The sequence below is a fragment of the Microbacterium sp. 77mftsu3.1 genome, assembly GCF_900100525.1.
GTDB lineage: Bacteria > Actinomycetota > Actinomycetes > Actinomycetales > Microbacteriaceae > Microbacterium > Microbacterium aquilitoris.
On the sequence record NZ_FNCR01000006.1, the window covers coordinates 213,538 to 239,869 of the forward strand.

42 protein-coding genes are annotated in these 26,332 nt (G+C 68.3%); 25 read left to right on the top strand and 17 right to left on the bottom strand.

Annotated elements, in window-relative coordinates; all coding sequences use genetic code 11:
• Positions 1-3 precede the first annotated feature (3 nt).
• The 11 genes from BLR68_RS15965 to BLR68_RS16015 form a co-directional block, all read right to left on the bottom strand.
• Positions 4-489: a flagellar basal body-associated FliL family protein gene (locus BLR68_RS15965; protein ID WP_018186064.1), complete on the bottom strand. Its 486-nt coding sequence runs from the start codon at positions 487-489 to the stop codon at positions 4-6.
• Between the two features lie 20 nt (positions 490-509).
• Positions 510-1,202 (bottom strand): hypothetical protein, encoded by a 693-nt coding sequence (locus tag BLR68_RS15970; RefSeq protein WP_018186065.1) that lies wholly within the window; start codon positions 1,200-1,202, stop codon positions 510-512.
• Positions 1,203-1,221: 19 nt separating this feature from the next.
• Positions 1,222-1,773, bottom strand: coding sequence for a hypothetical protein (locus BLR68_RS15975; protein WP_018186066.1), 552 nt, complete (start codon positions 1,771-1,773; stop codon positions 1,222-1,224).
• A 65-nt stretch (positions 1,774-1,838) separates the two neighbouring features.
• A complete protein-coding gene (locus tag BLR68_RS15980; protein WP_018186067.1) occupies positions 1,839-2,516 on the bottom strand; it encodes a hypothetical protein in 678 nt (225 codons plus the stop codon).
• Between the two features lie 71 nt (positions 2,517-2,587).
• Positions 2,588-2,800: a hypothetical protein gene (locus BLR68_RS15985; RefSeq protein ID WP_018186068.1), complete on the bottom strand. Its 213-nt coding sequence runs from the start codon at positions 2,798-2,800 to the stop codon at positions 2,588-2,590.
• Between the two features lie 5 nt (positions 2,801-2,805).
• Positions 2,806-3,237, bottom strand: coding sequence for an NUDIX hydrolase (locus tag BLR68_RS15990; RefSeq protein WP_018186069.1), 432 nt, complete (start codon positions 3,235-3,237; stop codon positions 2,806-2,808).
• A gap of 18 nt (positions 3,238-3,255) precedes the next feature.
• Entirely contained in the window at positions 3,256-3,741 is a 486-nt protein-coding gene (locus tag BLR68_RS15995; RefSeq protein ID WP_018186070.1) for a hypothetical protein, read from the bottom strand.
• Between the two features lie 23 nt (positions 3,742-3,764).
• The gene (locus tag BLR68_RS16000; RefSeq protein ID WP_018186071.1) at positions 3,765-4,673 is read right to left on the bottom strand and encodes a phosphodiesterase; all 909 of its coding nucleotides are present in this window, start codon (positions 4,671-4,673) and stop codon (positions 3,765-3,767) included.
• A 7-nt stretch (positions 4,674-4,680) separates the two neighbouring features.
• On the bottom strand, positions 4,681-5,367 hold the full coding sequence (locus BLR68_RS16005) for a hypothetical protein (RefSeq protein WP_018186072.1): 687 nt from the start codon (positions 5,365-5,367) through the stop codon (positions 4,681-4,683).
• 10 nt (positions 5,368-5,377) lie between these two features.
• Positions 5,378-6,223, bottom strand: coding sequence for a hypothetical protein (locus tag BLR68_RS16010; protein WP_018186073.1), 846 nt, complete (start codon positions 6,221-6,223; stop codon positions 5,378-5,380).
• A 655-nt stretch (positions 6,224-6,878) separates the two neighbouring features.
• The gene (locus tag BLR68_RS16015; protein ID WP_018186074.1) at positions 6,879-7,367 is read right to left on the bottom strand and encodes a hypothetical protein; all 489 of its coding nucleotides are present in this window, start codon (positions 7,365-7,367) and stop codon (positions 6,879-6,881) included.
• Positions 7,368-7,406: 39 nt separating this feature from the next.
• Between BLR68_RS16015 and BLR68_RS16020 the strand changes: the two genes are divergently transcribed.
• The 3 genes from BLR68_RS16020 (at position 7,407) to BLR68_RS16030 (ending at position 9,257) form a co-directional block, all read left to right on the top strand.
• Positions 7,407-7,649: a hypothetical protein gene (locus tag BLR68_RS16020; RefSeq protein WP_018186075.1), complete on the top strand. Its 243-nt coding sequence runs from the start codon at positions 7,407-7,409 to the stop codon at positions 7,647-7,649.
• 241 nt (positions 7,650-7,890) lie between these two features.
• Positions 7,891-8,190, top strand: a complete 300-nt coding sequence (locus BLR68_RS16025; RefSeq protein WP_018186077.1) for a hypothetical protein — start codon at positions 7,891-7,893, stop codon at positions 8,188-8,190.
• 98 nt (positions 8,191-8,288) lie between these two features.
• Positions 8,289-9,257 (top strand): hypothetical protein, encoded by a 969-nt coding sequence (locus tag BLR68_RS16030; protein ID WP_018186078.1) that lies wholly within the window; start codon positions 8,289-8,291, stop codon positions 9,255-9,257.
• 2 nt (positions 9,258-9,259) lie between these two features.
• Here the strand turns inward: BLR68_RS16030 and BLR68_RS16035 are convergent, their stop codons facing one another.
• The 3 genes from BLR68_RS16035 to BLR68_RS16045 form a co-directional block, all read right to left on the bottom strand.
• Positions 9,260-10,621: a hypothetical protein gene (locus BLR68_RS16035; RefSeq protein ID WP_018186079.1), complete on the bottom strand. Its 1,362-nt coding sequence runs from the start codon at positions 10,619-10,621 to the stop codon at positions 9,260-9,262.
• On the bottom strand, positions 10,621-13,119 hold the full coding sequence (locus BLR68_RS16040; protein WP_018186080.1) for an ATP-binding protein: 2,499 nt from the start codon (positions 13,117-13,119) through the stop codon (positions 10,621-10,623). Before BLR68_RS16040 ends, BLR68_RS16035 begins: the two co-directional genes overlap by 1 nt.
• Before the next feature lie 1,283 nt (positions 13,120-14,402).
• Positions 14,403-14,831, bottom strand: coding sequence for a hypothetical protein (locus BLR68_RS16045; RefSeq protein ID WP_018186081.1), 429 nt, complete (start codon positions 14,829-14,831; stop codon positions 14,403-14,405).
• 95 nt (positions 14,832-14,926) lie between these two features.
• Between BLR68_RS16045 and BLR68_RS16050 the strand changes: the two genes are divergently transcribed.
• Positions 14,927-15,352, top strand: coding sequence for a hypothetical protein (locus BLR68_RS16050; RefSeq protein WP_018186082.1), 426 nt, complete (start codon positions 14,927-14,929; stop codon positions 15,350-15,352).
• Between the two features lie 38 nt (positions 15,353-15,390).
• Here the strand turns inward: BLR68_RS16050 and BLR68_RS18035 are convergent, their stop codons facing one another.
• The gene (locus tag BLR68_RS18035; RefSeq protein ID WP_018186083.1) at positions 15,391-15,567 is read right to left on the bottom strand and encodes an antitoxin VbhA family protein; all 177 of its coding nucleotides are present in this window, start codon (positions 15,565-15,567) and stop codon (positions 15,391-15,393) included.
• Positions 15,568-15,675: 108 nt separating this feature from the next.
• Between BLR68_RS18035 and BLR68_RS16055 the strand changes: the two genes are divergently transcribed.
• From BLR68_RS16055 to BLR68_RS16080, 6 genes are all read left to right on the top strand, one after another.
• Positions 15,676-16,032: a hypothetical protein gene (locus BLR68_RS16055; RefSeq protein WP_018186084.1), complete on the top strand. Its 357-nt coding sequence runs from the start codon at positions 15,676-15,678 to the stop codon at positions 16,030-16,032.
• Between the two features lie 69 nt (positions 16,033-16,101).
• Positions 16,102-16,533: a hypothetical protein gene (locus BLR68_RS16060; protein ID WP_018186085.1), complete on the top strand. Its 432-nt coding sequence runs from the start codon at positions 16,102-16,104 to the stop codon at positions 16,531-16,533.
• Positions 16,530-16,991: a hypothetical protein gene (locus tag BLR68_RS16065; RefSeq protein ID WP_018186086.1), complete on the top strand. Its 462-nt coding sequence runs from the start codon at positions 16,530-16,532 to the stop codon at positions 16,989-16,991. The genes BLR68_RS16060 and BLR68_RS16065 overlap by 4 nt, the downstream gene beginning before the upstream one ends.
• Before the next feature lie 69 nt (positions 16,992-17,060).
• Complete coding sequence (locus BLR68_RS16070) at positions 17,061-17,636, top strand: hypothetical protein (RefSeq protein WP_143015810.1); 576 nt, start codon at positions 17,061-17,063, stop codon at positions 17,634-17,636.
• Positions 17,633-18,154 (top strand): hypothetical protein, encoded by a 522-nt coding sequence (locus BLR68_RS16075; RefSeq protein WP_018186088.1) that lies wholly within the window; start codon positions 17,633-17,635, stop codon positions 18,152-18,154. Before BLR68_RS16070 ends, BLR68_RS16075 begins: the two co-directional genes overlap by 4 nt.
• Positions 18,155-18,236: 82 nt before the next feature.
• On the top strand, positions 18,237-18,749 hold the full coding sequence (locus tag BLR68_RS16080; RefSeq protein ID WP_143015811.1) for a hypothetical protein: 513 nt from the start codon (positions 18,237-18,239) through the stop codon (positions 18,747-18,749).
• Positions 18,750-18,987: 238 nt separating this feature from the next.
• On the opposite strand, the gene BLR68_RS16085 is transcribed toward BLR68_RS16080, so the two are convergent.
• Both BLR68_RS16085 and BLR68_RS16090 read right to left on the bottom strand, forming a co-directional pair.
• Entirely contained in the window at positions 18,988-19,383 is a 396-nt protein-coding gene (locus BLR68_RS16085; RefSeq protein ID WP_143015812.1) for a hypothetical protein, read from the bottom strand.
• Positions 19,384-19,436: 53 nt separating this feature from the next.
• Entirely contained in the window at positions 19,437-19,871 is a 435-nt protein-coding gene (locus BLR68_RS16090) for a hypothetical protein (protein ID WP_018186091.1), read from the bottom strand.
• Positions 19,872-19,927: 56 nt separating this feature from the next.
• On the opposite strand from BLR68_RS16090, the gene BLR68_RS16095 reads away from it, so the two are divergent.
• From BLR68_RS16095 to BLR68_RS16160, 15 genes are all read left to right on the top strand, one after another.
• Entirely contained in the window at positions 19,928-20,380 is a 453-nt protein-coding gene (locus BLR68_RS16095; RefSeq protein ID WP_018186092.1) for a hypothetical protein, read from the top strand.
• Complete coding sequence (locus BLR68_RS16100; RefSeq protein ID WP_018186093.1) at positions 20,377-20,922, top strand: dual specificity protein phosphatase family protein; 546 nt, start codon at positions 20,377-20,379, stop codon at positions 20,920-20,922. The genes BLR68_RS16095 and BLR68_RS16100 overlap by 4 nt, the downstream gene beginning before the upstream one ends.
• 174 nt (positions 20,923-21,096) lie before the next feature.
• Positions 21,097-21,594: a hypothetical protein gene (locus tag BLR68_RS16105; RefSeq protein ID WP_018186095.1), complete on the top strand. Its 498-nt coding sequence runs from the start codon at positions 21,097-21,099 to the stop codon at positions 21,592-21,594.
• Between the two features lie 40 nt (positions 21,595-21,634).
• A complete protein-coding gene (locus tag BLR68_RS16110; RefSeq protein ID WP_018186096.1) occupies positions 21,635-21,892 on the top strand; it encodes a hypothetical protein in 258 nt (85 codons plus the stop codon).
• Complete coding sequence (locus tag BLR68_RS16115; RefSeq protein ID WP_018186097.1) at positions 21,889-22,146, top strand: hypothetical protein; 258 nt, start codon at positions 21,889-21,891, stop codon at positions 22,144-22,146. The genes BLR68_RS16110 and BLR68_RS16115 overlap by 4 nt, the downstream gene beginning before the upstream one ends.
• A 27-nt stretch (positions 22,147-22,173) precedes the next feature.
• Positions 22,174-22,542, top strand: a complete 369-nt coding sequence (locus BLR68_RS16120; RefSeq protein WP_018186098.1) for a hypothetical protein — start codon at positions 22,174-22,176, stop codon at positions 22,540-22,542.
• Positions 22,539-22,988: a hypothetical protein gene (locus BLR68_RS16125; RefSeq protein ID WP_018186099.1), complete on the top strand. Its 450-nt coding sequence runs from the start codon at positions 22,539-22,541 to the stop codon at positions 22,986-22,988. Before BLR68_RS16120 ends, BLR68_RS16125 begins: the two co-directional genes overlap by 4 nt.
• An 11-nt stretch (positions 22,989-22,999) precedes the next feature.
• A complete protein-coding gene (locus BLR68_RS16130; protein ID WP_018186100.1) occupies positions 23,000-23,374 on the top strand; it encodes a hypothetical protein in 375 nt (124 codons plus the stop codon).
• Between the two features lie 8 nt (positions 23,375-23,382).
• Positions 23,383-24,207, top strand: coding sequence for a hypothetical protein (locus tag BLR68_RS16135; RefSeq protein WP_018186101.1), 825 nt, complete (start codon positions 23,383-23,385; stop codon positions 24,205-24,207).
• A complete protein-coding gene (locus BLR68_RS17780) occupies positions 24,204-24,416 on the top strand; it encodes a hypothetical protein (protein WP_018186102.1) in 213 nt (70 codons plus the stop codon). The genes BLR68_RS16135 and BLR68_RS17780 overlap by 4 nt, the downstream gene beginning before the upstream one ends.
• Positions 24,409-24,777, top strand: a complete 369-nt coding sequence (locus BLR68_RS16140) for a hypothetical protein (RefSeq protein WP_018186103.1) — start codon at positions 24,409-24,411, stop codon at positions 24,775-24,777. The genes BLR68_RS17780 and BLR68_RS16140 overlap by 8 nt, the downstream gene beginning before the upstream one ends.
• A gap of 109 nt (positions 24,778-24,886) precedes the next feature.
• A complete protein-coding gene (locus BLR68_RS16145) occupies positions 24,887-25,090 on the top strand; it encodes a hypothetical protein (RefSeq protein ID WP_018186104.1) in 204 nt (67 codons plus the stop codon).
• Between the two features lie 20 nt (positions 25,091-25,110).
• Positions 25,111-25,500 (top strand): hypothetical protein, encoded by a 390-nt coding sequence (locus tag BLR68_RS16150; protein ID WP_143015813.1) that lies wholly within the window; start codon positions 25,111-25,113, stop codon positions 25,498-25,500.
• Positions 25,497-25,865, top strand: coding sequence for a hypothetical protein (locus BLR68_RS16155; RefSeq protein WP_018186106.1), 369 nt, complete (start codon positions 25,497-25,499; stop codon positions 25,863-25,865). Before BLR68_RS16150 ends, BLR68_RS16155 begins: the two co-directional genes overlap by 4 nt.
• A 188-nt stretch (positions 25,866-26,053) precedes the next feature.
• Entirely contained in the window at positions 26,054-26,278 is a 225-nt protein-coding gene (locus tag BLR68_RS16160; protein ID WP_018186108.1) for a hypothetical protein, read from the top strand.
• Positions 26,279-26,332: the final 54 nt, after the last annotated feature.

Sequence of the window (26,332 nt, forward strand, 5' to 3'; positions counted from 1 at the left end):
CGGTCAGCGGGTGGGGAGCTCGGTCCAGGAGCCGTCGTCACCGTTGGAGACGAGGGCGTAGCCGGTGCCGTTCCAGATGAGGGTCACGTCGCTCGTGGTCAGCTGGCCGTTCGAGACGTCGCGGAGCGTGATTGTGCCGAACGGCTTCTCCTCGGCTGGCTTGGCGTCGGGGAACTCGAGGCCACGCACCTCGACGTCGCTGAGGTCGAGGCCGTACCGGTCCTCGATCGAGGACACGTACGAACTGAAGCGCGCACTGACTGCGGCATCTTCAACTTTTTGGCTGTTCCCAACCGCGATGGGCGCGCCGAGGCAGAGTGCGACGGTGGTGATGACCAGCAGAAAGAAGACGGGAGCAGCTGCCGGCTTTTCGCGTCGCGCCCAGATGGCACCTGCGATCAGCATTGAAGCGAAAGCGACACCAGCGGCGATGGCGAACGGGACTCCGGCGGCGTGGTGGTCGAAGGTCGGGAGAGTGATGTGGTCCATGCCCGGGCTATGCGCCGGCGTCACCGCTCCTTGACGGGCATGATGAGGAACGTCGCGTCGGCCGTGTCGATGCGTGCGGCGCCGGGGACGGTGGAACGGCCCGTGCGCACGAGCGGCTTGCCGGGGCGGATGGTGAGCCGCTGGTCGCCGCGGGGGTGCTTCGCGGCGTACTGGGCGATGGGCCCGAGGTGCGCGCCGTCGAACACGGGCAGGTGGGGTTCACCCTCCTCCCACCGGTCGAAGAGCTTCTCCACGGGCGGGTAGGTCACGTCCGATGCGGGCGGGAACTCCTGCTCGTCGACGTTCTCGCCATCGGGGCCGACCAGAGCGGCGACGACGAGTGCGAGGGAGACCGTCAGGCGGACACTGTACCCACCGTCGGTCATCTGCGGGATGCCCGCGCGGCGCTGGTTCGGGTTCAAGGTGACGCGGGAGATCCACAAAAGCGCGCGGTAGGGGATGACGAGGTCATCGCTCACCTCGTAACGGTCGATGAGCTGCATGCCGGCACGGGGGATCTCGACCAGCGCGGCACGGTAGCCGTCGCTGGCGATGAGAACCTCACCGGTGTAGCGGGCGGCGTGGAGGTGTTCCCGGCCTTTCTCCGCCGTCCGGGGGAGGGCGGCAACCATCGCCTGCGCGGCCCGAGCGAAGAACCGGACGGGGAGTTCGAGAGTGGGAGCCGCGGTCGGCAGCGCGTCGAGGAGCGTCATGGCCACTCCATGCGCGGTGTCACCTGTCGGGCGTCGCCTCGGGGTGGCTGGGGATGACCTCGGTGATAACGGACAGCTCGCTGCTGTCACGGTCGCCCTGGATCCAGGCAGGGCAGGTGTCGTCGGTGATGTCGATAGCGCGAGTGACGTAGTCGTACCGGATGGTCGCGCACCCGTACCGTTGGGCGTGGGTGGCCATGAGCCCACCGAGGCCGTTCGTCCCGCCGGCGAGGAAGAAGGCCGACACCTCTGTCCGGTTCCTGTCGCTGACCATCGCGTACACGGTGCGCGACTGACCGCCTTCGGTCGCGATGAGGTCGTCCTGGTCTTGAGGGGTGAGGGCAATGAACTGCCCGACGAGCGAACCGGTGATGTCCTCGGGCGACACCTTCCCCGGGGGCTTCTCCCATGCGAGCTTCTCGAGACGATCGGCAGTGGTGTTCACGCTCCAGACGAGGGAACCATCCGCTGCGTCCTCTGCTGAGGGGCTCATAGCGATGCAGCCCGTCAGCGCGCTGGCGATCGCCGCGGTCGCAGTCGCGACCGCCGCAGCGCGGAACGTGGGAGGCATGTGACCTTCCTAGCGGGATGCGAATGCCGCGCGAGGCATGATGCTCGCGCGGCATTCGATCCGGGTCACTCCGCTTCGATCTCGATGTCGAGGTCCGGGTCGAGGTAGAGGTAGCCGAAGTCGGTCTGGACCATCAGGAACCCCGGCATAGCCGAGGAAGTGGTGACGTCATCGACGGTGAGGCGATGCTGGTTCTGGACCAGCACGTCGCCCGGGGTGAGCTCGCTGACCTTCTTGGCCACGGTGCCGGCATCAGCGAGGCGACGCTCTGCCTCAGCGAGAGCCTCGGCGCGCTTCTCGCGAGCGTGCTCGGTCTTCGCGAGGGCGAGGAGCTCAGCTGCGGACGGGTACGGGTCGACCATCCCGTTGTCCTCGCGGTGGCGGAGGTAGTCCTCGAAGTCCTCGGGGAGCTCGACGGTGAACGGTCCGTCGTGACCTTCAGTGAGCCCGTGTTCGCGCGCCTCCTCGAAGATCCAGTCGGTCTCCAGGGTGTCGTCCATGGAGGCCAGCTTGTCGAGGCTCGCGTTGTCGAAGATCGCGCGAGCGTCGAACTCAACGGTGCCGATCGTCTCCGCGTTGTCGCGGTAGTCCCAGCGCTCGAGGATGACGCGCACGGTGGCGGCGGTCGCGGGGTCGCTGTAGACGTTGCCGCCGAGTTCCAGCTCGGGGCCGGTGTTCTCGTGGGTGCCGAACTCGCCGTTGTCGCGTCGCGCGGCCTGCTGTTCGGGGGTGAGCTCTGTCATGGGTGCCTTCCGGTGAGGGGTCGTCTATCGTGTGCGCGGCGTGCGCCCTCACCGCATGCGCGGCGGCGGGCTCAGGGTGCGCCGGCGTTGTTGCGGCCGTCGACCCACTTAGCGCTCGCGCGGGCGAGTTCTGCGGCGGACCGCTCGGACCGTGCGGCCGCGGCGCCGTGGTCTTCCTCGTCGGGGACGAGGTAGTTCTGGCGAGAGCGGACGTAACTGACGGCGAGGGAGATGACGATGATCGTCGCGACGACGGCGGCGAAGGCGATGAGGGTGAAGTCCATGTCACTCAAACGGTGGTGAGCAGGCCGGCCACCTGCAGGAGGGTCAGGGAGGCGACGGTCGCGGCGTCCGTGATGCGGCCGCGGCTGAGGAGCCCGTGCATCTCGCCGACGGTCACCCAACGGGTGTTGACCGGGACGTCGTGTGCGCGGAGCTGGTCTTCGCCTAGCGTGGTGGCGGTGAACTCCGTCTGCTCGCCCGCACCGGAGCGAAGGCCGCCGAGCTCGACGACGCGACCGGTGATGTCGAAGCCGGTCTCGGCGAGAAGGGCGGCTTCGGCCGCGCTGTGGATGCTGTCACCGCTGGTGCGGATGCCGCGGGGGAACTCGATGCTGACGTCATGGCCCACCTCGCGTTCGATGAGCAGGAACTTCACCTGGCCGCGGAAGCGGCGGCGGGGAGCGACGACGAGGGAGGGGAGCGGGGGAGTGCTGGTCACGCCGGTTACCCTGCGGCGTCAGCGGTCGTAGGCGGCGAGCTCGTCAAGGCGGTCGACGGTGTGGTGCGTTTCGACCCAGAACTCGTCGGTCCACTCGTTCTCGTGGACCCACGCGGCGGCCTCGCGGGAGCCGCGGTCTTCGAGAATGGCGGCGAGCTGGCGGGGGAGCTCGTTGTCCCAGTCGTACCGGTCGGCCGCGTCACCGTCGAGGGGTGCGGTGCCGGCGTCCTTCGCGATGTCCTCGAAGCGGTCGAGGAGCTTCCCGACGACCTGCGCGACGGCATCATCCTCGCCGTGCTCGCGGAGCCAGATGGCGGCTTGGATGGCGTCGTCCTCGCCGCGCTCCCGGAGGAGGTTCGCGAACTGGTGGACGGCAGCGTTCGGGTAGCCGTCGTGGGGCTTGATGGTTACTTCCGGTGCTGTCCGCTCGTGGGTGCCGAACTCGCCGCTGGCGGCGCGTGCGGCTTCGCGCTCGGCGATCTGGGCGGGGGTGAGGTCGGTCATGGCGGGCCTTTCGGTGGGGTCGTCTACCGTGTGCGCGGCGCGGCGAGTATCCCCGCGACCTCGAGGCGCCGCTGTGCTTCGCGCGCATCGGTGTGCTCGAGTGTGGGGGTGGCGGCGAGGGGGACGACGGAGTGGACGATGGTGTCTGCGTAGACGTGGACGAGGTTGTAGCCCTGTCCGGCGTCCATAGGCCGGGTCCCGCCGACGGGGACGGTGAGGTCCTGGGCGTAGCAGGTGGAGGAGGCGACGGAGACGGGGATGCCGGCGAAGGTCGCGAACGTGGAGTAGTGCAGGTGCCCGGCGATGATGGCGCGGACGTCGCTGCTACGGAGGACGGCGGCGAGGCGGCGCTGGTCTCGGAGCTCGACGGTGGCGGCGAGTGGCAGGACACTCGGGACGGGCGGGTGGTGCATCGCGAGGATCGTGCCGAAGGGAGCAGACGTCCGCAGGACATCTGTGACCCAGACGAGCTGGTCGTCGCTGAGCTCCCCGTGGTGGTGACCAGGGACGCTCGTGTCCAGGGTGATGAGGCGGAGCCCGTCGATGTCGTCCACGCGATCCACCGGGGCGGTCGGGTCCGCGGTCTCGTACAGCAGGTGGTTCCGGAGGCCTTCGCGGTCGTCGTGGTTGCCCATCACCCAGTGGACCGGCGCGCCGAGGCTGGCTGCGAACGGTTCGACCATGCCGCGCAGCTGGACGTACGCGTCCGCCTCGCCGAGGTCGGTGAGGTCCCCGGTGAACACGATCCCGTCGGGCCGGATGCCGGAGGCCTCGATCGCGTCGAGCGCGCGGGCGAGGTTGACGGCCGGGTCCACACTCTCGAACGCCCTCGGTCCGGGAGCCCGAAGGTGCGTGTCGCTCAGGTGCAGGAGAACACGCGAGGCGGGCGGGTACTCCGCGTAGCGGTGAGCAGTCTCGTCGTCGGGGGACATGCTCTCGCTATGCGCTCATCCAGTCGCGTGCGAAGTCCGGGTCGGTGGACAGGCCCACGCCGTCGGCGCGACCGTGGAGACGGAAGTGGGCACCGTCCTCGATGGACTGGTAGCCGCGGGTCCCCTCCTTCGCGTAGAAGTCCACGATGGCACCCTTCTCAGCGGTGATGGAGAACTTCTCGCGCTCCCCGCTGGCGACGACCTTCACGCGGGCGCCTTCCTTCACGGTGATGCCGTACCCGTGGCCGCCGCCGACGATGGTGACGTTGCCGCTGAGGATCTCCATGTCGGGGCAGCCCTGACGAACGACGATGCGCAGGGGTCGGCCGTCCTTCGGACCTTCGACAGCGAGGGGCGCACCTCCGGATGCCGGCGGGACCGAGTCCCAGTCGAGGTGCACGATGCGCCACGCGCCGTCGGTCTCACCGCGACGGTTCTTCACCGCGCGTCGAGTCTCAGTGAGACCGACCGGGCTCTTCCACACCTTGAGGTGGCTGTTGACGTACTCCTCAACGAACAGGACACGCTCGCCGTCCTCCACGCTCGCCCCGGCGTTGGCGGGGTTCCGCTCGCGGGCCGGCTTCTCGTCGGCGGGGACGCTGAGGGCGACCTCGGGGGCGGTCTGGTCCTTGCGGTCGAAGCGCCCGCCGGTGTCGCGAATGTGCTGGGTCTCGTCGAATGCGGTGTGCGTCATGATGGGGTCCTCAGTAGGCGATGCGGATGGTCTCTTCGAAGCCGTAGCCGGGGTCGGTCTCCTTGCGGATGACGATGTTGCCGTCACGGGTGAACAGCTGAACCTTCGAGAGGTCGATGCTGCGGCTGGGGGCAGACCCGTTGCTGGGTCCGTAGCTCAGGACGTCACCCTTCAGGTGCACGTCCATCAACTTCGAGCGGGCGGCGGGGATGCCGTCCTCGCGGGTGTCGCCGAACTGGCTGGCGGAGACGAGCTCGATGCGGCTGGCGTGGCTGAGGTTCCACTTCGCGTGGGAGAGGGTCATCGGTATGTCGACGCGGTCACGGGTGACGTAGTGGGTGCGGTCGGAGTAGAGCACGCCGACGGGGGTGTGCAGGCGCGCGCTTCGCATGTGGCCGGTGTCCTCGAACATTGACGCCCAGACGTCACCGGCAGCGTGCTCGGCGATGACGGCCTCGCTGTGCTCGGCGAGCTCGCGCCAGACGGTCTGGCGGTCGGCGCCAATCTCGTGGACGTACCGGCGGGTGCGCTCGCCGCCCTGGACCCTCTCGCGGACGTGGAGCTCCGACCCGACCGGCGCGTCGAAGAACTCGTCATCGTCGCCGGGGGTGAGCGCGAGGTACGGGCGGAGGGGACGGGTGGGGATGCCGTCGTTGTTGGAGCGGTCGGCCTTCTCGGCGAAGGAGTTCTCCGAGGCGGGGCCCATGCCGATGATGCCGAGCTGCTTGGGAGGGATGATGGTGCCGTCGGTGAGTGTGACCTCGGGGGCGGAGTGCTGCTGATCGCCGAATCGTCCGGTCGCTTTTTCGCGCGCTCCTTCGCGTGCGCTCTCGCTAGCGGTGCTGATGGTGGTCACGTCGGTCCTTCGCCTCAGGTGGGTGCGTCACTCATGTGCGCGGCGACGGCGTGAACCTCGGGGTGGATGGACGCGCGGGAGCGGAGCGATTCGCGTCAGGCCGGATGCGAAACGGGCCTGGATGCGGGTCCCGCCGGAGCCAAGCTCGTACAGCGCGGAACAAAATCGGCCTCTGACCGGGGGTTATTGCCAGACTGCCAGGTGGACGCTTGGCAAAATGCCAAGGTCAAACCAAGGTCGAAATCGGTGTTTACCCCAGGTCATGAGTTCTTTTTTATGGGGCTGCCAAGATTGCCAACCGCAGGAGGGTATCCATAAGAGAGAAAAGAGAGTGCTCTGGGGGCCCCTTACCTCTACTACTTACTTTTTTCTTTCCATGTAATACAACTACTACTTGGTCAGCTTGGCTGAGGCCCCCGGGGCCTTGAAAACACTGGGCTCTCTCCAGCCAAGTGCTGGTTGGCGATCCTTGGCCAAGATTGGCAGAATGGGGGTTGTTGGACCGGATCCAGGGTTCCCCCAAGTTCCTGGACTGAGTCCAACTTGTTGCAGCGCTTCGGGTGCGCTGCAGCTCAAGAAGCGCTCTCGAGCGCTCGTGGCCGCCGGTGGCGCCCGAAGTATCCCCCAATCGCTTCGTCGCGCCACCGGCCGGCCGCTACTGCTTCTCCATCTCCACGGTCATCGTGACGTCCATCGCGGAGAGCTCGTAGGTGAGGATGCCGTCGGTGACGGTGAACTTCTTGGTGTCGTCGGTCGAGGCGAGGAGCCCGCTCTCGGACGTGTCGCGCGTCGACTCCCAGGTGAACGGGTCGGATCCCGGGGCGGGCTCCTCGACGGTTCCGACCCAATAGGTGGCCTTCATGTCTTCGGCGTCGTTGACCCAGTCGATCACGATGGTGTCGCCCTTGATGGTGGCCCACTGGTAGGAGTTCGCGTCCTTTGAGTTGACCTGCTTCCATTCGCCGTCGAGGTCGATGGGAGCAGGTGCCTCTTCCTGCTCCGGTGCCTCCTGGGTCGCGGCCGGCGCGTCCTTCGGCCCAGCGCCGGTGCCACCGGTCGCGGCGGGCGTGGAAGAGCACCCGGTGAACAGGGCAAGGGAGAGGGCGACGATCGTGGCTGTGGAGACGGTGGTGCTGCGGTTCATAGCCGAAGCCTAGGGGCGACCGCCGACGCATAGAGACGCGTGACCTTGACCCCCGTGGACCTTCTCCCATTCGATGCCCGAGTCGAGCGGCTGGATGAGCTCGCCGGCTACCTCCGCGAGACCTTGCTCGACCATGACGGCCAGATGCCGCTCAGAGCGTTCCTGGACACAGCCGCCCGCGAGCACCGCCTGCCGATGGCCGAGGTCAAGTACGGCCTCACCCGAGCGAAGGGGCTCGGCACCATCAGCGTTACCGGCGCCGGGATCGTCGCCCTGGCCTGAGGTCACCGCACGGCGGTACGGAGCACCACGATGTCGCAGTGAGAGCACTTGTACCCGCCGACCCAGTCCCTCATCACCGTCCCGCACCGCTCGCAGTGAGGCTGCGCTGCATCGTCGAAGCCATCGTCCATGTGCGGAAACCTTACGCCGCGTCGGGAATCGTCGCGCGGGTCTGTCCACATCCCGTGAGCCCGACCTGGTCGCGCTGGCGGTGTCCCCGGCCGCCGCTACGGTGAGGGTCATGACGAAAGGTGCGACCGGCGGGTCGATGGGTGGGCGGCTGGTCGCCGTGGGGGCGCGGAACTTCGAGTACAACACCGAGACGTGTCCCGTCTGCTACGCCACGGTCGGGCGTGCCTGCGCGCGCCTGGACTTCGACCGAGGGCGGGGTGGCTCGAAACGCGAGACCCACCGGGCTGAGGCGAAGCGGCTCGGGATCCCGTTCCCGTTCACCGAGCAGTGGAAGGCCACCCAGCGGCGAAAGCGCCAGAAGGAGGAGCGGCAGAACCGTCCTGCGCAGAAGCCGAAGAAGCGCGCATAGGTCGTCCAGCTCGCCTGCCAGAGGCAGAAGGAGTATCCGAGGCCGTTCCTATCGCAGGGGCGGCCTCCGCTCGTTCCCCGCCCGCGCATGTATCCGGCATGAAGACCACTGGGCTCGACTCCGCCGCCGCCATCCCCGCCGGGGCCACCATCACCCGAACGCGCTGGGCCGTTCCCGGCCACTACGGCACACGGACGGAGTTCGACTGGGAGGACGAAGCTCTCGCCCACGCCATCAGCGAGCGTGAAGCAGCCCAGGCGAAGCACGTCGAGTTCTACCCGGACGAGGCTTCCCGCATCCCCCTCCCGGAGAGCATCACCATCGACCTCCGCTGGAACATCGACTACCCCTCCGGCGGTGGACTCGACACCGTCGCATCCCGCACGGTCTACGAGACCCTCGACGAGGCGCGCGCCACCCTCAGCCGCATCGCCATCACGAATGAGGCTCTCCGCGCGCAGGCACGTGCCCGCGTTGCCCGCTCCACGCGCATGCTCACCATCTACCCGGGCCACGGGGCCGTGGACGAGGACATGTTCGCCGCGTTGCACCGGAAGGCTGCGATCGCTGCGCGCGGCCTCCCCACCCCCACGGTCCCCGGGCATCCGACGAGCATGCTGAGTGCAGCGGCGCTGGACCGCGCCGGGCGCGCCCTCACGGAACTGGACCACACCGACGACTGGACCCACGGGGACTACGACGACCCTTTCGTCCGCATGTGCGCGAGGGACGCCGCCCAGGAGGTTCTCACCGCAGCGCTCGAGGAGGACGCCGGACACGATTCGACCGGATCCCAGGCCGTGAGTGCCGCGACGCCCCTAGAGGCAACACGCCTCACGCTGGAAGCGCTCGCATCCCAGCCGGGTCTCGCGGCACCGAGCCCGCTCGAGGCACACGTGAAGCTCTTCCTCCAGGCCACCCCGGAGGGGCAAGCCGACGAGGGCCGCGTCATCCATGCCATCGCTCGGATGCACGACGTGGACGCCGGCGACGTCACCGAGGCGATCGCCGACTCGGTCACCCGCGGCACCATCCACCGCCGCGGCACCCTCCTCGTGCTGAGCTGACCTCAGTACGCCAGGCGTGCCGGGATTCCCGCCGCACCCGCCGCACCCCGCGCTTCGGTGACCGGCTTCGTGCCGTCGACCTGCACCAGCTCGGGCAGTCCGAACCGTTCGAGGACGATGTCGGAGAGGACCGGGCGCACCTTCCCGCGGAGCATGTGCGGGACACCGCGAAGCCCGGACGCGTTCTCCATGACCGCCGTCATCGCCGCCGGGTCATCCGGGGTGAACGGCACCGCGTCAGGGTTCAGCATCTGCGTCCGTTCCCAGACGTTCTCCGCGTTCGGGTCACCGATGTACCCCGGCCCGGTCGGGCGCTCCACGGGGAGGTAGCGGAAGTCATCGGCGACCTCGGTGGCGGAGGGGAACAGATCCGGCCAGCTCGTGACCGCCACCCGCGCGGACGTCGGGTCCGTCGCCGTTCCCGGGTAGGAGAGGACCGCCTTCTGCACGTCACGCTTGACCTTCCGGAGGATCTCGCGCGGTTCGGTGGACGCAGCATCCCGGCGGGGCGCGACGACGAACAGGACACAGAGCCCGGTCTGGGCGAGGGGGCGGCGGTGGAGGACTCGGACGAGTTTCTCGACCTTCTCGTAGAACCAGCCGCCGCTGATGGACGCGGTCACCTCAACCGCGATGCGGAGCCCGTCGGGGCGGACGAGGGTGAGGTCCGAACCGTTGGCGACACCGGAGGTGGGAACGTCCGCGCCGACACCGGAGTAGGCGAGCATCGCCATCGACGACAGCTTCTCCCCGAGCACGCACCCGACGTTCGCAAGCTCTGCGGTCCGAAGGCCCAGGTCGGTGGCGAGGACGTTGTGCCGGGCGAACTGGCGGTCAGCGTCGAACCCCAGGCCGGCGGTGGCGGACACCCACTCGGCGTAGGAGAGGGTCTTCTCGAACTCGCGCAGCAGAGCGCCCGGCTTGGTCGGCCGGATGAGCAGACCCTCACGGTGACGGTCGCCCTGCTTGAACGTCGCTCCCAGCTCGCAGATCTCAATGAGCCCCGCGTTCCACATGACGCTGATGATGGACGCGTTGCCGTGGGCGATCTTCGGGGTGTCAGTGAGAGCTTCAACCTGCTCGACGGTCATCGTCCGCCACTGGTCGAGAGCGGCGAGCACCCGCAGGATCGTCTCCCGGTTGCGGGGGAGGAGCACACGCTCAGCCGCATCCTCCACACTCATCGACAGCCACGCCGGGCTCTTCACCAGGCCAGCGTCACGGAGCGCGCGGAAGTCGTCGGCGGAGTACCAGTCACCGATAGAGCCGGTGCGCCACATGCCGGACCAGAACGGGTCAGCTCGAAGCGCCGACCGGCGCGGATGGAACGGCGTGCGCGAGGGTGCGCGCGTCAGCTCGACCATCAGGCGTCCTTCGCATCCGGGTCGAACGTCGCGAACGAGATTCCCGCGTCCGCGGCCGCCGGCGCTGCCCACGTCGGAGTAGTCGCACCGACACCAGCGATCGCGTTCTGTGCGGTGAGGAACTCCTCGCCTCGCATCGCGGTCACGAACGCGAGCCGGACAGTGAACGCGGTCAGTGGGGTACCGCCATCGTGGGTGCGGACGATGGCGTGGTACTTCGTCAGCTGAGCGATGTCCTTCGCCTCCCAGTCGGTCCCGTCGACGGAGATGTTGTCGAGGACGGCGCGGATGACGGTGGCGTCGGCCTGACGGAACGCGACGAGGGTCCCGAGGCCCATCACGGTCTTGCGCACGGAGTCCTCGAGCTGCTCCGGCTCCTGGGTCGCGACGACCAGGCGTACACCGAAGCTGCGGCCGTCCTGGCGTGCCCAGTTGATGACCTCGGGGCTGGTGCCGGCGATGTGCTTGAGCTCGTCGGCGTAGATGGAAACGAGCCGGTTCCGTTCCTGCCATCCGACGCAGTGGAGCTTGATCTCTTCGTGCAGCGTGTACAGCATCAGTGACGCGAGCTGCTCGCGCTGCTCGGCGTCCATAAGGAACCCGTCCTTCGCGCCGAAGTCGACGACGATGGACGCGTTCGCTTCGAGCAGCGACGCCCACGCCGGACGTGACGGACGCGACCACCACTGCTCCGCGGCGAGCATCTGCTCCATCTTGTTCTGCGGCGCCTGCGTGAGACGGGACCGGGCGGCGGCGGTCACCTTCGGGTCGTACACCGGGGCGAGAACGCCCGCTGCGGTGAGAGCATCCGCGTTCCCGTCGCGCTCACCGGCGGAGCGGATCGCTTCGGCCAGCCGGACACCCTTCTCGTCCCCGCGGGTGCCGAGGAGGATGCCGGCGTAGAAGAACGCGGACCGGCCCGTTTCCACCTCCGCCTCGGTGGCGATCTTGTCGGTGACGGCGAACGCGCCGACGAGCACGCGGCTGAGAGTGGCGAAGGACTCCGGGCCGATGGACTGTGCCCCGAACACGTACTTGAGAGCGTTGACCGCGCGGCGTGCACGGTTCATCGAGTCGCCCTTCCCGGGGAACAGTTCCACTCCGAGGGTCGCGGTCTGGTCGGCGACGGAGAGCACGACCACGGGGGCGACCTTCTTGTCACCGGCAAGCCACGCGGTGAGGTCATCGGGAGTGCGGAGGATCGGCTGGCCAGCTGCTTCGGACCATGCGATGTACTCCGCTGCGGTCCGGCCGTCCTTCGTGTCAAAGGCGACCTGCGCGTTGAAGGATCCGGTGGGGCGGGAGACCTGCCCGGTCTTGCGTGCGGCGTCGTATCCCCACACGCCTTGGAGGAGGACGGACTTGCCGGACCCGGCCTCACCGAGTGCGACCAGTCCGCGCCAGTCGCCCTCGTCGGTGAGGTGCACCGGCTGCCCGCCGGGTCCGTACCCGAACAGGGGGCCGAGCGCACTGATGAGCTGCGGTGGGACGCTGCGGGTGGCTGTCGTCCCGCCACCGGACTGTGCACCGGCGTGAGGGGCGACGAGTGTCAGTGGGGAGATCGCGCCGACGAGGTAGCCCTCGTTGTTGAGCGGGTACGCAGCGTTGCGTGCCGTCTGCGTGATGACGCCCTCCGCGTTCATCTTCTGAGGGCGCGCGCCGGCGGCGGGAACGATGCGGCGGGACGCGACGGGGACAAGCCCGAGTGCGAGCTTCTGACGGATCTTCTTCTGCCGCGACGGGAGCTTGTCCAGCAGCGACAGGGCCATGCCGGCGCCGCCGACACCGGTAGCGACCCAACCCAGCTGCGGGTACGGCAGGACCACCTCCACGAACTGCGGCGCAAGCGCGTATCCGGCACCGGCGACGGCGACACCACCGAACGCGAGACGAGTGCTGGCGGGGGTGACCGAACCCGCACGGCGGGGCATGTCGAAGCCGGGGAGCGCGCCTGCTACCTGCTGCAGCAGGCTCTCCGCCTGACCTGTCGAATCCGCACCCGACCACAGGGACAGGATGACCGCGTTCGCCTCCTTCGAGTGGTGCGTGTTCACCCCGTACTGCGACAGCCACTTCGAGTGCGCGACCACCTCGCCGGTGGACGGTTTCCGGATCGCGCACGCCACCCACTCACCGTCGCGGAGCGCGGACGATGCGGCGTCGACGACGGCGGCGATCTCCGCGTTCATCTGCGGGTTGGATCCCGGCACACCATCGGCCGGCATCCGCAGGACCGCGACCGCGGCGGAGGCGGACAGGTCGGGAGCGTCGGTGAGCTCGCAGCGCGCGGCGACGGCCTTCGCAGCGTTGATCGGCTCGTCAGCCATGTCCCCCGGGAACACGAGGTAGTGGGCGAGCATCTCGCCTTCACGGCGCGTCAGGAACGTCGTCCCCGTCGGCGCGATCGACAACGCCACGGACGCGCGCTGGCGCAGCAGTGTCGGGTTGGCTTCGAGGGAGCCGGCGGTCGTGAAGCGGTAGGCGGTCGAGGTGAGCATGGGGCCCTTTCGCGATGTCGCGGGGCCCGTTCGGACAGATGACCGAGGCTCGGTCGCGCTCAGGGGAGAGGCGTCAGAAAAAGCGGGGCGTCCCGACACGATTTACCCTGCGGCGAAAGTGCGCTTTCCGCCCATCCAGTGAGCGTGAGGCCGCCGTGCCCGCTCCCCCTCTGTGCCATCCCCAGTCCCGTTCCGCACTTTTGTTCGGTTCAGGCTGCGCCGTCATGCCCCTTGGTGCCTCAGATCGTTCTCTCCGCTTGGGCTGCGTTCTCGATGTCGGCACCGGCATGCCGTCGCTTCCTGCTCCTCACGGTGCGTACCGGGTCTGGTGCTGTTCTTCGGGCTCGACGAGGCACCCTGAACGGGCACCTCGTCTTCGTCCCCATGCCCTGGCCTTCGCCACGTCATGGGGGAGTTCGCTGTTCGCCACCCGATGGGACGGGTGACTCACGTGCGTCACCTGCGGTGCCGCGCTTCGCAGCTGGAACCACCGCGTCGTCGCGGTCTGGTCCTTGCTGCTTCGTCTTGCCCGTTATGGATGTACGGGGTGGTGTTCGAGGGTGGTGCCGGCGTGTCGCAGGTGCCTGCTCATCATGGTGCGTCCTGGACCAGTTCGCTCCATCATGTTCATCTCGTCATCACGGTCAGAACGGTGCTGTACGCCACGTCATGAACGAGATGTTCTTCCTCGGAATCAGCTCACCATCAGCCATCCTCCGGAACGGATTTGGGAACCCCACCATGTACACCACTGGGCATACCTTCACAGCTGCACCACCGGAAGCGGACGAGCCTGCGAAGCAGGGTCGGGAGCTGCGATGGCGAAGCCAGCGCGACGCACCACACAACCCCGGAACAGACAGCAACCCTGGGAACAGAACCCGGGAAGGCGACGGCGAAGCCGGAGCCCACAAAGATCATCACGGCGCACACCGGCACACGACGACACAGCGACCATCACGACCAGAACGCCCCACAACGACACGCACCGCCCATCACGACCAGAACGACACACAACGCCCCACACCGCGCGAAGCGACATCGACGCGAAGCGGAGAAGCGAACGACCGACCAACGACCGAACGACCGAACCACCCGAGCGCCGCAGGCGCGAGGGAGGAGAGGGAGAGAAGGGAGGAGGGAGGGAGTGAGCTCTCTTACTATGGGCCCCCGAACCGCACCCCACGTCGAGAGCTCCGAGCGAAGCGACGAGCCGGAGCGCTGGCGCGCCGGCGTGGGCTCGCTGACGCTCGCGGCGGCTGGCGCCGAGCGACCCGCTGGCGCTACGCGACGTGCTCGCGATGGACCCGCTTGAGGATCTCGAAGACCGCCCCCTCACCGTCCTGTGTCAACGCGTCCATCAGCTCGTCGCGGATGTCGTCACGCTCGATATCCCACTGCCGTGTCGGCGTGAGGACGCTGACGTACAGCGGCTTCGGGAAGGAGGCGATGTTGTACCGGAACATGCGGTCGATGCCGGGCTTGCTGGCGCGCTGCTGCGGACCCTGCACCAAGTAGTCCGTCTCGACTGGACGATGGAACCATCCGGTGTTCACTGCCCACGCCAGCATCGTCTCGTCCGCGAACAGCTCGAAGATGACGCCGAGCCCCATCGCCCGGCCCTCCTGCAGGTCGTCTCCGGGCTGGATGTCGTCACGGTGATCGTGTCCAGGGTCGATGCGGATCGTGGTCTCGTAGCGCACGGTACTCATACGGCTGAGTATGACCGAGCCGGCGACCGCTCGTCACGTACAGCCGCGGTAGCCCGCCACTTTCAGGACGCTGCGCTTGTACGCATAGGCACCGCATGACCGCCATCTCTGCCACAACCGGTTTCGGCCGAGCCGACGAAGCCGACCTTCGCCACCTCCGAGAACTCGCCGCCGAGAACGGTGAGTGGCGCGACCCCCAGCGCCCGACAGTGCTCGTCATTCCGTACACGCCGGGCGAGGCGTACGTCCTCGATGAGGAGACCGGGAACTTCGGAGAGTGGGCAGAGGACGACGCGCACGCCGAAGCTCACATGGGGCACCTCGCCGCTTCGATCTCGCGGTACTTCACCGAAAGCGACCCGCTGTTCGTTCGGTCCCGCGATGCCATCTGGTCGTCGCTCGAAGACCGACTCGAGGACGACATCCACCTCGACCTGAACAACCCCGAGCAGTCCGCCCGGTTCGCGGCCCTCGTAAACGATGCGACCCGCGCTGTGCTCGCGGTGGTACGCAGCACCTGACCGCCGCCGAGCACGGGTATGTGTAAGGGTCGACGAAGTCAGGCACGGGTGTGTCGAGCGACGACGTCCGTGATGATCTCGTCAAGGGTGCGACGACCCTCGATGTAGTCGTCGGCGTCACGCTCAGCGGCGGAGGTTGGCTGCATCCCCGCGAGTCGGAGGGTGGCGAACGACTCCGCGACACCTGTGCGGCGCTGTTGCTTCGTGAGTGCCATCGCCGTACCTCCTCGTGTTCCGAATCTACTCCGCTACCTCCCCCGCACGGTCGAGAACGGGGAGCGCACCGCGCATGGATGGGGTGCCATCCTGACCGAAGGAACACCGTGACCGAGACCACCCTTGCCGCGACCATGTTCGCCAGCAAGACCCCGCGTCAGCTGAACCACGACCCCGAACCGTTCGTGAGTGGCGTCGGGAACCGGCACGCTGAGAACCTCAACCCGGCCATCTGGCGGCACGACCCGCGGCCCGAGTTCGATCACGCCCAGCACCTGCAACCGAACCTCATCCTCGTGGAGTTCCGCCGCACCGCCTACCGCGGCAAGGCCGCCCACTACGTCACGTACCTCACCACCGGTGACGTGTACGACTGGCGTCACTACGGCGACGAGATGAAGACCCACGCGTTCCGTGTCCTCACCCGCCTCGCGAACGCTGAGGCCGCCGCGCACGCCGCCTGAACCGCGGTCACTCGCGGGCACCGGACCGCGCATGGAGAGGGTGCACCACCCCGACCCAGAGGAGCGACCATGACCACAGCGACCGCCGTGAAGATGTTCTCCAGCCGCATCCCGGCGCGCCTGAACGCAGACCCGTTCCCGTACGTCTGGCCCGAGCACCTCCGCACCGAGCGGCTGACCGACGGCCCGCTCCGTTCGATGTTCAGCCACGGTGACAGGCACGCGCTCATGTGGGACCCACGCCCGGAGTTCGGCCACGCGCAGACGCATCCCGCGAACCCCATCCTGCTCGCCCACCGCCGTCACCGCGAGAAGGTCGCATCCCTCGGCTTCGAGCCCGTCGAGAGTCACCTCGACGAGCTTCTGCTGATCGTGAACGGCCCCTACGGGAACAGCGGCTGGACCGATGACGCCGGGGCGTTCCACCTGTTCACCGCGGAGGAGCTCGAGCACGCCCGCCTCGTCCTGACCCGCATGCTCCGCATCGCAGGCAAGGCGTGACCAAGATGACGACCATGTTCGCCAGCAAGGCCGCGAGAGACCTGAACCGTGACCCGCTCCCGTACACCGAGAACGCCGCACCCCGGTACCGTCACCCCGCCGAGGCCGTCACCCGGCTGCCCAACGGCTACCTCATCGCCGGGTGCCGTGAAGGCTGGCCCGTGTACGTCTCCCACGCGCCTCGCGACGAGTACGCGGTCACCCAGACGATCGAGCCGAACCCGTACTTGCTCGCGTTCCGCGAGTACTGCTCGTATGACCCTGAGTCGCTGTGGTGGGCCGCCGGCGTCTGGCTGAACCGCCTCATCGAGCCCGACGAGTCCTACGACGCACAGCACGCCATAGACCTCGTCGACGCTACCCTCGACGACGCCACACGGGTAGCCGCGAAGGCGCACCTCATCGCGGTCTTGAACCGGCTCGAGGGCGTCCACGACGCTCGCTTCGGCGCCGCCTGACTGCGGTCACCAGAACGGTTCGGACCGCGCATGGAGAGGTCGTACCTGTTCGATTCCGAGGAGCACCCCATGGCCGTGAACGCCCCGAAGCTGTACGCCAGCAAGACGAGCGCCCAGCACAACGACCCGAACATGATCCTGGTCTCATACCGCGAGGAGATCCGACTCCTGGTGGAGGTTCGCCCAGCCGAGTATCTCCTCTTCTGCGACCTCTGGGACTGGGGTCCGCTCGTCACCGAGGAGCACAAGGCGCACGCGCGCAAGGTGCTCTCCCGTCTGGCCGCACTTGAAACGCAGGCCATTCCCGCACCGGAACCCACTCGACCTGAGGAGCACCCCGTGACCATCAAGACGCCCCGCGAGATCGCGATCGAGCACGCCACCATCATCGCGAAGGGCGACGCGTCCATCAGCATGAGCCCGGAAGCGCTCGCCGAGTTCCTCCGCTGCGCCATCGAGGCCGACCGCGCACAGCGCCAGCCCGAGATCTACATCGTCCAGAACGAGCCCGGCGACGTCGTCGACGTGTTCCGCGACGCCGACGAGGCGACCGCCGCCTACCAGGAGGGCTACACCGTCATCGAGGAGACCATCTGGGAGCCGGGGGAGTACGCCGCGGCGCAGACGATGATGTCCCAGTCGTGAGCGGCGCCGGCACCCTTACCGAGCAGTACGAGCTGCAGCGCGCTCTGGACGCGGCCGAGGAGCGCGCGAACACCGAGGCTGCAGGCAACGCGATGCCCCGCGGGTTCCCGCGCCCTCGCCTGACCGCACCTGGGTTCGAGACGCTGCCGGCGCCGTACGTGGCGGCGTCCGTGTCCCAGCCCGCTGCGCTCGACTTCGACCGTGCCCGGGAGACCGAGGAGCGCTTCCTCTGCATGGTGTGCGGCCTCGAAGTCACGGGCGATCGGTGCGGCATCTCCACCGGTGTCGCCGCCCCCGGAGTCGCCGACGAGCGCCTGGACGTCGAGATGGACCACGGCCTCACCCATCCCGCGTGCGCGCGGATGACCGCGATGATGTGCCCCGCGTTCCGCTCCGACTACGCCCACGCGCCGATGGCGATGTGGATGGTGGACACCGCCAGCCTCCGCGCCGTCTGGGACAAGCTCGACGACGGCCTCACCCTCGGGATGCTCACCGGGCGCGAACGGGTCGGGTGACCATCCCGCATAGCGCGGTGTGCAGTCCTTCTCCTCCACGCGTCAGTTCATCGCGGCGTCCGAACGCCTGTATGACTGGTGGGTGAACGGGGCGCTGGGTGCGTCCTTCCTGTCTGCTGGGTTCACTCTCCTCGTGCTGCAGTTCGACCGGACCGCGTGGATACCGCTCGGGCTCACCGCCCTTGCCCTCATCTGGCTCGTCCGTGCACTCCTGCAGCGGCATAGGAACGACCGCGCCCTCGCACACGTGCGCGATGGCGAGCCCCTCCTCGTCGTCACCGACGAGCTCATCCGTGTGCGCTCCTCCGAGCTCACCTGGGGTGACATCGCCGAGGTGCACGTCATCGACTTCCGCGGCAGGAAGCCTCACCCCGGCGACGCGCTGTTCCCTCCGATGACCTTCGATCAGGTGTCCATCGACTTCGTCGACGCGGGCCGGGCCGTGTGGAACCTCCAGCTCGACGCCTACCTGCCCGCCGACGTCGCCACCGGCGCCATCACCGCCGTCGCCCGCGCAGCCGAGGCACGCGGGATCCCGGTCGTCACGTCCCGCAACGTTGCCGAGTGGAAAGCGTGGGCGCGCCGCGGCAATTAGCGAACTGCCAGGACCGACGTCAACGCTCCACCGCGGCGACATCGGATGCTCTACCTTGGTCGACGTGCGGCAGGGGGCCGCGCGCCATCAGGGGGAACATCATGAACGATCCGTGCCGTCACGCCCGCAGACGAACAATGCTCGTGGCCTTCGTCGCGGGTCTCGCGTTCGCCGCGTGCGTCACGCTGACGCCCGCTACCGCTGCCGTCGGCTGACGGCTGGTTATCGCTCCCGAGGGCTACTCCACGTACTTCAGGCGAACGGTTTCGCCGGGGTCCACCGAGCAGAGGTACGTGGACGGGACGACCGCGCCGAAGCTGTTCTCCGCTCGGACGGTTCCTTGAACGCCGGAGGGAGTCTTCCCGTCCGTGGTCAGCACCGTCGAGTCGAACGACGCTGACCCCGGGGACTTCAGCTTCGCGCGGACGGCGTTCTCGCACGCCAGGCTCGCCTTCCCAGCGCCGTTATCGCGGCCGCCGTCGATGGCTGTCCAGATTCCTGCGCCGATGAGGAAGACGACGAGGATGATGAACGCCCACCCCCAGTCGCTGATGAGCGGCTCCCGGCGGGCTGCTGCGGCCGCCTCGGGGAACTCGTCATAGTCGGAACGGATGGGCGGCAGACTCTGTGGCACGAGCCTGATCATGGCGCGCCCCGCCGACACGGAGCAACTCCGCGGGCTCGCACTCAGATTCGGGGGAGTTCTGTTCCATCGGCGTCGGTGAGTCGCAGGAGCTCTTGCCCATCCCAGACGAGGTGCACCTTGCCGAGGGAGCGGTGGCGCGTGGACCCGAGGGTGTACTCACCGGCGTCGCTCTTCACGTTCGCTTGTGCGCCGTAGCCGAGCTCCTCGAGCTGACCGCGGGTGAGGGTGACCCCGTATGTCTGCTCGATCGCGTCGATGCGAGCGTCAGGAGCGAGCCCCACGGCGATTACCCCGACGACGCCGGACGCGGCGATGCCGGCAATGGCGACGGTGAGGGTAGCGAACCCCTGCCCGGCGGAGGTGCGGAAGCGCCCGACGGTGAACACGATGCCGAGGAGAACGAGTACTCCCCACGCACCCATGGCGAGGTACTGGACGAGGGGCGCGACGCTCGCAGCGATAGGCAGCATGCTCACGCTATGCGCCCATCCTCGCGTCCCCCGGAAACCGGGCCACCGCGCATGGACAGGGCATGACGACCTCTCTTGACCCCGCCGTGTCTGCGCACACTCGCCGCGCTGCCGCACGCCGAAGCGTTGCCGACAAGCTCCGCACGGGCGCCATCGGAGCGTCTGTCGGTGCCATCCTCCCCGGAACCTTCGCGTTCGCGTGGGCATTCACCGGACCCCTCGGGCCGGACGGGATGTACGACCCGCTGCGTCAAGCGGCCTCCGTGTTCACCGCTGGGCTCCTCGTCGCAGCCTTCGGGCTCGCCATCACCGCGGCCATCTACCAAAGGCTCTCCGAGCGAGCGACCGCCTCACCGGCGACGCAGGCCAGCACAGATGGGGAGCTGGACCTCACCGGCGCCCGTCGCTGGGTCGACCGGTTCGTGCGGGAGACCGGCGTTGAACTGGACGACGAGGAGACCGAAGCCTTTGCCCAGTCCGTCGCACCGCTCCTCGCCCAACGTCACGCCTCATGACGTACGACCCGACCGCGTACGCCCTCGGCGGCGACCCCACCATCACCGACCCGCGTGAGCGCCGCCTGAACGCGTGGGCGAACTTCGGAGGCCGGTACCGGCTCACGATGCCGTTCATGACCGAGGTCGTCCCCGGCCTCTGGCACGGGGGAGTGGAGACCGGGCTCATCCTCCCGGAGTTCATCCAGTACAAGCTGTCGCTGTACCCGTGGGAGGACTACGAGATCCACCATGAGCTCGCCGGCCGACTCGACGCCCCGATGTTCGACGACCCGGACCAGTCGCTCGACCTCGTCGAAGACCTGGCCACCTGGGTGAACGACGCCCGGGCGATGGGCCCGACCCTCGTTCACTGCCAGGCCGGGGTGAACCGGTCCAGCCTCATCATCGCCGCAGCCCTCCTCCAAGCCGGGGATGTCACCACTGGACAGAAGGCCATCGACCTCATCCGCGGCCGCCGGGATCCCGCGTGCCTGCGCAACCCCGCGTTCGAGGCGTGGGTGCGCGAGCGGGGCCGTGTTGACACAGCTGGCCGGCGATGAGGGCCTACCGCCCGCCGAAGCACGTGTGCGGCTTCCCCTGCCACCACGGCGGGCTCAGCGCCGCCCGAAAGCACAGCCGTGCCGAGCTCGGCCACATGTGGCACTGCAACCGGCCCGTCAAGAACGCCGGCGACCGCTGCTACCAGCACCGGAACACCGACGCATAGGGCGGGCATGAGTAGCTCCCCGTCGTCGGTCATCGTCCACGCCGACAAGGGCATCTGCGCCGCCAGGGTGAAGGCCCGGCAGCGGGGCATCGGCATCATCCTGTTGGCCGGCTCGATCATCTCCATCATCGTCGTCGCGGTCATGACGGCCGCCTCTATGCCCTGGGACATCATGGTGATACTCGTCTCAGTACTCTCGGTCGTCACTGCAATCGGGCGCTACGAGGGCATCGCCAAGGCTGGACGCTACGTCAGAGGCGAGGTGGCCCTCCTCCGTGTTGGGAACGAAGACATCACCCTTGCAGGCAACTCAGCCACCTGGACCTCCATCTCCGGAATCGCGCTGGCGGCCGACGGGCAGGTGACGATCCACCGAGGCTTCGGGGGCGACGCCGTCTCTAACAGCGAGACGCTCGAGCTGTACACGAGCAGGGAGCAGGCAGCCGAGGGGTTCCGCGCCATCCGTCAGCACGCAGCTCGCCACGGCATCCGCGTCGTCGGCTGAGACGTCACCCCCAACGCAGGGGACCGCGCATGGAGTCGGTATGTCCCGTGAAGTGAGCACGCCGCCCATCGCCCCCGGCACCGTCGTCACCCTCCCCGCCGACGAGGAGACCACCGACCTTGTCGCCGAGCGCGCGGAGGAGATCCTCGACGCGGAGACCCACCAGGACCTCTGCGCGTGCGTCTCCTACCCGCAGAACTGCGTCACCTACGGCACCCGTCGCCCGTGGTCGCACTCCGACCCGGGAGCGTGGACCCGCGCCGTGCTCGCCGCACTCGTCGAGGTGAACCAGGCGTGACCACCATCCCGAACGACGACACCATCCGCGCCCTCCTCGAGACAGTCCTCGACCGCGCGCTCCCCGTCATCGAGCCCGACACCCCGCGCTCGTACGCACTTCGCGGCGACGACCCGGCCGTGGACGCCCGGAACGATGAACGGTTCGCCGTCGACCAGTTCATCGACGCGCTCCTCGCCGACCCCACCCTCACCGTCATCGCCACCGCGGCCGCGGCACCCACCACGGCGCCCGCCACCTCGCCGGTCATCTGACTCACCGGGACCGCGCATGTAGGTCCCATGACCACCACAGACGCCGTCGAACCCGAAGCGCTCTCACCCGCCGACATCAAGCTCGCCCGCTTCGAGCAGGTCGCGACGGATGCCATCACCCGCGCCCTGCTGTACCGGGTGTCCCCTCGATCGGGCGGTCTCATCACCCCCGACGCAACGGCAGCCCGCGTCAAACGCGAGGCCGCGAAGGGATTCACGGGTGAGGAGCTGATGGAACTCCTCCGACAGGTCGCCCTCCGCGCCGTCGAGGACGCCGACCACCAGGCCCACTCCTTCCGGTCGAGCGTCGTCCACGAACTCGACCGCGTTGCGGAGATGTCCGACAGCCTCACCATCCACCGCTACGCCGAGCAGCTGCGGGGAGCGCGCGTATGAGCACCACCGTCCTTGACCGCCCCGTCTCAACCGGCGACGTCGTTGCCGCGTGGCGGGAGTATCGCGCCGCGGTCGCCGAGCACAACGCCGCGATCGTGGCGTCAGGACCTCAGCCGGACCTCGACCGGTTCCCGGCGAACATCCGCTGGATCCACCTCGACACGCACCGGCCCATGGCCATCGCCCACTACGCGTACCTCGACGTCGTCGCCGACTACCGCGCTGCTCACCCCCGGCCAACCGCCGAGGGAGCTGCCTACGTCGCCAAGCGCGGGTCTGCGCACGAAGCGAAGTGCCCCACCCATCCTCGGTTCCGCCGTATCGCGTGGTCGGGCGCGTCCGTCCCTGCCCAGTCCTGCCGCGACCACAACGTAGAGCACCACGGGGGCGCCCCGGTCATCGTGAAGACCGTCCCCGACCTCGAACCCTCCACACTCCTGCCTTGAACGGAACAGCCATGCCCTCTGCTGACCTCGACCTCCCCGACGTTCCCCTCTCCCGGATGTCTCAGACAGACTTCGACAAGATCACCGCCGACATCCGCGAGTCCTACGCTCTCACCGGGGACGGCCTCGATTTCAAGGCCGCGTACTTCGCCCGCCTGGAAGGCTTCGACGCCTACCTCGCCGAGCACGCCCGCCGCGCCGCCCAGCCCACCGACAAGCAGCTGGAAGCGATCGCGAAGATGCTGTTCCTCGCATCCGTCGAGGACAAGGCGTGGGGCGAGATGGCGTGGGCGGAGATGACGATGCCCGACGACTGGTCTCAGGACGCGTTCGAGCTCGCAGAGCAGGTCCGTGAGGCCTGGGTCGCCGCGGGCGCCGGCGCATAGGCGGCGACATGACCGTCACCTTGCTCCGCACCGAAGCCGACTTCGCCGCCGTCCCCGACGATGCTCTCGTCCTGACCATCGAGGTCACCCGACCCGAGGTGTCCCACGGGCGCCGCCGGAAGCTGTGGATGAAGTTCGGGCGCGAGTACGCACTCATGGACCCCACCGACCGCGACAACGGCGAAGAGACCAAGCACCCCGGGTACCTCGAGAACCTCCTCACCGGCTTCGGTCGGCGGAACGTCACCCCAGGCATCGGGATCCTCCTCGACGCCGAAGAGCTCATCGCACCGGGCGACGCCGCAGGTCTCCCCGTCGGCGCGGTCGTCAAGGTGGCGAGCGAGGAGTACCCGTTCCAGTACAACGGGGGCGGCAACTGGACGTACCTGGACTCGGCCGACCCGTACGACGGCGAGTTCCCGACCAGCACTGAGAACCTCATCTCGAACGAGCAGGTTGTCTCCGTCCTCTACCGTCCCGGCGATGAGGAGAAGGCCGGCTTTGACCCGAACGGAACCGTCGTGGTCACCTTGCCGTCCAACACGGTGGACGACCTGGTCGAACGGGTCATCGGCGCCAAGCGAGCGCCCGCGCCCCAGGCATCGGACGACAGCCCCACCGGCGACGTCGTCGCAACCCAGGTCACCGACCCCACTGAGCAGCGCCTGCGCCGCCGCGTGCAGGAGGGGATCTGGCAGGTGCAAGAGTTCGAGGACCAGCTCGAGCGCGTCCAGGAGCGTCTCGCCAACGCCCGGAAGTGGCGGCAGCACGACCAGGAGCAGCTCGACGGGTACCTCGCATCGCGGCCGAGCTCGACCGGAGAGCGCACGTGACCAAGCCGGCAAGCATCCGATGCCGGCTGCGGATCCACACGTGGGACATGGCCAACCCCATCAAGACCCGCGACGACTCCATCGCGACCGCATCCGGCGGGATCACCGTCATCGCCGCGTATCGGTACCGGTACAACTGCGTGCGCTGCGGACTCGACTCCGACGAGCACTACGGATACACCCGAACCGAAGAGGACCCCGATGACTGACCTCCTGCGCCTGGACAGCCTCCTGTACCTCCCGATGACCGAGGACGGGATGCGGCTGACCGAGCCGACCGAGATCCGCGCGCGTGTCAGCCGCATCGGAGCGTCCCAGCACCCCGTCGTCACCGTCGCGCCGCACATGGAAGGTGCGCACCGCGTCACCCTGTACCGCGACTTCGTGCCCTCCCGGAAGGTCCCCGACATCATCCAGGTGACGGTCGACGCATTCAACGCTGATATCGAGGCCGGGTGGAAGAAGCTCCTGCACGACCTCGCCGACCGTGAGTTCGACGCCGCACACCGGCGCCTCCTCGCCGCTGAGGCCGACCGGGAGAAGTGGCTCCGGTTCCGGCATTCCAACTGAGGGCAGCCGCTCAGCCGACCGGCTGTAGCCTCAGAGCTCACCACGCAACAACGCCAAGGGGTGGACACCGTCCGCCCCTTTCGCGCGCAACGGAAGCCATACCGCAGACATGAGCCTCTACGTCCACATCACCCGGGTCCGCCCGGCCACCCACCCCAGCTCGGAAGCACTCCGCCGGCACATCGTCACCCTCGACGACGGCCGGGAGTACATCACCTCTCCCCGCTACCTCGCACCCGACATCACCGAGGGCGCACGCGGGCTCCCCGCCATCGACTACAAGGGGCACCTCCGCGGGTTCCGCCGCCGGTAGCGACCGCGCATGGGAGGGGTATGAGACGACCCGACCCCGCCATGACCGGCATCGACCTGTCCAACGACGTCAGCGACGTCGTTTACGCCCGCCACCCCCAGCTCATCGCCCGCGCCGCCCGCGAACCGCTCGCACGCCGCATCCGCGACATCTCCCAGCTGGGCACCATCGGCGCTCTCATCGTCACCGCGGTCACCGCCAGCCCGATCGCCGCGATCGTCACCGCCGTCGGATACCTCGCCGCCCAAGCGACCGCGCAGGTCATCGACGAGCGCGCCGAAGCCGCCGCCACGAAGCTCCGCGACATCATCCGCGACGAGTACGGCCTCCGAATGGACGACATCCGTGAGGACAAGGTCATCGTCTCCATCACCCCCGACCACCTCATCCGCCGGCCGGTCGCCGCATGAATGTCGCACCCATCGCTGAGCACCTCATCGACGGCGTCATCTACGCCCTCGTGGACGGCCAGTCTCTCGGAAGGCTCCTCACCATCCACCGCCAAGACGGCGCGGTGAACAGCGAGATCGCCATCACTACCAACACCACCGCCCTGGGCACGGTCGTCCTCACCCACGGACGCCTCCGTACCCATGAGGTGGACGCCGTCACCGACGCCGTCGCCGAGTTCAACGCCGACCCCATGCGCGGATGGAAAGCGCTGCTGGTCGCGGCGGCGAACGCCGACGAACGCGAGCTGGTCGCCCTGCTTCACCTCGAGAACGAGCTTCGTGACCAGGTCCGCGTCATCCGAGCGGCCGCGGCAGTCCTGTGACCGTCCCGGACGAGCCAGCCGACCCTGACGTTGCGGTCGCCGTGGCACACCTCCGCGAGAACGGCGTCGAAGTGCATCAGGACCCGGCATCGGGGGAGTGGCGCGTGCACCCGCGCACGTGACGCACATTCCGGAACGGACCGCGCATGTAGGTGGTACCAAGCCACCGACTGGAAAGGTCGCCCCGAATGTCCCGCCTCCACCGCCTCTACCGCTCCGCCACCATCAGCGCGATCGTCGCCATCGTCGCCGTTTTCTTCACCATCCCGGCGGTCCGTGAAGCACTGGGCGGGAACCCCGTCATGCTCGTCACACTCTTGGTCGTCGGCCTCGGTGGGCTCGCTGCGTTCATCGGCTTCGCCTGCGTCGCCGACCGGGTCGCCGAGCGTGACCGCCCGGAGGCGCTCATCTGACCCGTTCGGTCGCGCATAGACGGTCCACACCGTCCAACGCACGACCGAAGCGAG